Genomic DNA, 2,399 nt, shown 5'->3' with positions numbered 1-2,399 from the left:
CATAGCGCGCGTACAGCTCGCGCAGCGACTCCGCGTGCTGCTCGCGCAGCTTCAGGTCGCGCGGGCCCTGTTCCAGCGGCACATCGGTGCGGATGGTGACCAGCTCGCGGTTCAGCGCCAGCCGCGGCAGCGCGGCGCGCAGGTTTTCGCCGATCTTGCCCTTCATACCCGGGGCGGCGGCAATCACGCCCTCCAGGTCGTTGTACTCGGCCAGCCACTTGGCGGCGGTCTTGGGACCGCACTTCTCCACGCCAGGCACGTTGTCGACGGTGTCGCCCATGAGCGCCAGGTAGTCGACGATCTGCGTGGCACGCACGCCGAACTTGTCCATCACCGCGGCATCGGAATCGGTGCGGCTGCCGGTCATGGTGTTGACCAGCACCACGCCCGGTCGCACCAGCTGGGCGAAGTCCTTGTCGCCGGTGGAGATGGTCACTTCCAGCCCGTCGGCAGCAGCCTGCAGCGCCAGGGTGCCGATCACGTCATCGGCTTCCACACCTGGCACGCGCAGGATGTCGATGCCCAGCGCCTGCACGATGTCGCACATCGGCTGCACCTGCGCGCGCAGGTCGTCGGGCATCGGCGGCCGGTTGGCCTTGTAGTCGGCATACAGCTCGTCGCGGAAGGTCTTGCCCGGCGCATCGACCACGAAGGCGACGTATTCGGGCTTTTCCTTCAACGTGGCGCGCAGCATGTTGACCACGCCGAACAGGGCGCCGGTGGGCTCGCCAGCGGCGTTGGACAGGGGCGGCAGCGCATGGAACGCGCGATACAGGTAACTGGACCCGTCAATCAGGACTAATCTGCTCATGCGGCGATTCTACGCGGCACGCCCGCACCGGCGGCGCCATGGACAGCGCATAATCGAGACCACAACCTGGCGCTCGGAGCCCTTCATGAAAAACCTGATGCTGTTTTCCCTGCTGGCACTGGCCGGTTGCGCCAGCAGCGGCACGCGCGGCGATGCGCCCGTGGACGTGGCCGGCGCTGACGTCGTGTCGCGCACGCAGGACAACGGCGATCTCGTCGAGGAATACCGCATCCAGGGCCAGCTGCGCATGGTCAAGGTGACCCCGGCACGCGGCGCACCGTATTACATCTACGACCGCAACGGCGACGGTCGTATGGACAGCGACAAGGACGGCGCCTCGCCGGTGTACTGGAAGCTGTACAGCTGGTGATCGCCGGCAGCGCAACCGGGGGAGGTTGGAACGTGACTTGCTTTGAGTCATGTCCCATCCCCGCCCCCAGCATCACCCATGAATTCGACTGAACGCCGCCAGCCGCCGACTCCCTCGCCGTCGCAGAACGGGCTCAACCACGCGCAGCAGCAGGCGGTGGAAACCCTGGAGCATTTCGGCTGGCAACTGCGCTTCGTACGCCGCCCGCTGTTCCGCGACGCGGTGCCGGTGCTGTTCGACCGCGACGATGCGCGCTACGTGGTGGTGCAGGCCGATGGCAGCCTGGACGAATCGCAGACCCTGGCACTGCGCGCGCCACGCGAAAACAACATCCTGAACTGGCGCCGCGCGTAACCGGCGCGACCTGCCGCCGCGCATGCGGGTGCAGGCGCCCTACGGCAGATCCCGCTGCACTGTGACCAGAAGCGACGCTGGGCGTCGCCAGCAGTGCGATCGCAGGTACACGCCGGATTCGTCCAGTCGTGCCGGCGCAGGGCCGGCACGACGTGAATGTCAGCGGATCACCAGCACCGGCACCGTGCTGCGGGCCAGCACTTCGGCGGTCTGGCTGCCCAGCAGCACGCGCGAGATGCCGCGATGGCCGTGCGAGGTCATCACCAGCAGATCGCTGCCACAGGCCTGGGCAGTGTCGATGATGCCGTCGGCCGCATAGCGGTCCAGTACGTGATGGGTCTTCACATCGGCGACACCGGCGGCCTGGGCGGCCTGCAGCGCCGGCTGCAGGATTTTCTGCGCGGCGTCTTCGCGGTCCTGCTTGTACTCCGGTGTGGCTTCATAGCCGGAGCTCCAGCCCATCGCGTCATACATGCCGACCGCCCACGGCTCGGACACGTTGACAATATCCACATGCGCACCCAGCTGCGCGGCCAGTTCCAGGCCCTTGGCCAGGCCCTTGCCGGCAAGCTCGGAACCATCGGTGGCGATCAGAATGCTCTTGTACATGGTCTGCTCCCTGAAAGTACCCGCGGGCGCGGGGACACCACCATGACATACCAGACGTTCAGGTTTCGCCTTGACCCTGATCAAACCGGCGGACGGGTGGCGGAGGCGGTGTTTTCACGGCCGGACCACGCCGGCTCCTATGATCTGACCGCTGACGCTCCCCACCATGGCTCCGTATGACCCGTGTCGCATCGACCGTTCTGGGACTTGTGCTGGCCCTGGCGCTGCTGCCCGGGGCGGCGGTGGCGCAGACGA

The 2,399-nt window shown here is 66.9% G+C and carries 4 protein-coding genes; 2 read left to right on the top strand and 2 right to left on the bottom strand.

Translation table 11 applies throughout. From position 1 onward, the window contains the following. The coding region (locus tag JCM9942_RS14220; protein WP_304941150.1) for a 5'-3' exonuclease at positions 1-811 on the bottom strand (811 nt) is incomplete at its 3' end. An 85-nt stretch (positions 812-896) separates the two neighbouring features. Here JCM9942_RS14220 and JCM9942_RS14215 point away from each other — a divergent pair. Both JCM9942_RS14215 and JCM9942_RS14210 read left to right on the top strand, forming a co-directional pair. Continuing rightward, a complete protein-coding gene (locus JCM9942_RS14215) occupies positions 897-1,181 on the top strand; it encodes a DUF2782 domain-containing protein (protein ID WP_054660491.1) in 285 nt (94 codons plus the stop codon). Positions 1,182-1,259: 78 nt separating this feature from the next. After that, positions 1,260-1,535, top strand: coding sequence for a hypothetical protein (locus tag JCM9942_RS14210; protein ID WP_054660489.1), 276 nt, complete (start codon positions 1,260-1,262; stop codon positions 1,533-1,535). Between the two features lie 159 nt (positions 1,536-1,694). Here JCM9942_RS14210 and JCM9942_RS14205 read toward each other — a convergent pair whose 3' ends face one another. After that, positions 1,695-2,144, bottom strand: coding sequence for a universal stress protein (locus JCM9942_RS14205; protein WP_054660487.1), 450 nt, complete (start codon positions 2,142-2,144; stop codon positions 1,695-1,697). Between the last annotated feature and the right edge of the window lie 255 nt (positions 2,145-2,399).

It is taken from the genome of Stenotrophomonas pictorum JCM 9942, from assembly GCF_001310775.1.
Classification (GTDB): Bacteria; Pseudomonadota; Gammaproteobacteria; order Xanthomonadales; family Xanthomonadaceae; genus Stenotrophomonas; species Stenotrophomonas pictorum.
This window is presented reverse-complemented; position numbering and strand designations above follow the sequence as displayed.

What these genes read in the sequence shown, in the direction of transcription:
- JCM9942_RS14215 (WP_054660491.1), top strand. Translation starts at nt 897, where the DNA reads ATGAAAAACCTGATGCTGTTTTCCCTGCTGGCACTGGCCGGTTGCGCC.
- JCM9942_RS14210 (WP_054660489.1), top strand. Translation starts at nt 1,260, where the DNA reads ATGAATTCGACTGAACGCCGCCAGCCGCCGACTCCCTCGCCGTCGCAG.
- JCM9942_RS14205 (WP_054660487.1), bottom strand. Translation starts at nt 2,144, where the DNA reads ATGTACAAGAGCATTCTGATCGCCACCGATGGTTCCGAGCTTGCCGGC.